The organism is Allochromatium palmeri (genome assembly GCF_009720725.1).
In the GTDB taxonomy this organism is placed as follows: domain Bacteria; phylum Pseudomonadota; class Gammaproteobacteria; order Chromatiales; family Chromatiaceae; genus Thermochromatium; species Thermochromatium palmeri.
Genome location: NZ_WNKT01000136.1, coordinates 1 through 969, shown reverse-complemented (window position 1 = coordinate 969; position 969 = coordinate 1). Strand labels below are relative to the sequence as shown.

The 969-nt window shown below is 65.5% G+C and carries 1 protein-coding gene; it reads left to right on the top strand.

Features of this window, described 5'->3' with window-relative positions:
- Window positions 1-969: isopeptide-forming domain-containing fimbrial protein (locus GJ668_RS19810; protein WP_155451799.1), on the top strand; the 969-nt coding region annotated here is incomplete at both ends.

Here is a 969-nt window from a genome sequence, read left to right as displayed (position 1 = left end):
TCACCGTCAGTGACCCGATCAACCTCGACAAGGCGTTCTATCCGGAGGCGGCGCGCACCACCTATGCCATCGGCGCCACAGTCGGCTACCGCCTGACCCTGGCCTTGAGCGAAGGCACGACCCGCGCCGTCACCCTCACCGACACCCTGCCCGATGGGGTAACCCTGATCGGCCCCCCAACCATTGGCAAGGGTCACACCGCCATCACCTTCGGCAACACCGGGACGCTCTTCACCCAGAGCGGCCAGGTGCTGACCTTCGCGCTGGGCGATGTCGTCAATCCCGCCAACGGCCTCACCACCGACGATGTCATCACCATCGACCTCCAGGCGCGCATCGACAACCTCATCGACAATCAGGCCGGTACGATGCTGGGCAATCAGGCCCAGGTACAGTTCACCGACGGCGCCGATGTCCCACAAACCCGCGACTATGACGCCGATGCCGGGATCGACGGCCTCCAGCCGCTCGACCTGACCCTGGTCGAACCGGTGCTCGACATCAGCCAAAACATTGACCGCCCCCTAGTCAGTCTGGGCGACACCGCCACCGTCACCCTCACCCTGGATCATGACGACACCAGCACTGCGGACGCCTTCGATCTGGTGGTCGCGGTCACCCTCGATGAGGGCCTGAGCTATGTTGCGGATTCCGCCTCGACGCCGCCCAGCCAAGTCTCCAGCGATGGCCGCACCCTGACCTGGACGCTCGCCAGCCTGACCCAGGCGAGCGACCACAGCAGCCTCACCTACCAGGTCCAGGTCGCCAGCAGTGCCACAGTCGGGTTTGACCTGAGCAGTCAGGCAACACTCACCTACGCCTCGCAGTCGGGTGCAACCGGCGCGGCCGACAGCGGGCGCACCGGCGGCGATGGCGTGGGCGATGGACTCAACAATTACGAGGCCACCGCCCCCGCGATCATCGTCACCCCCACCACTAACGCGGTCATCACCGCCAGCAAAACGGTGA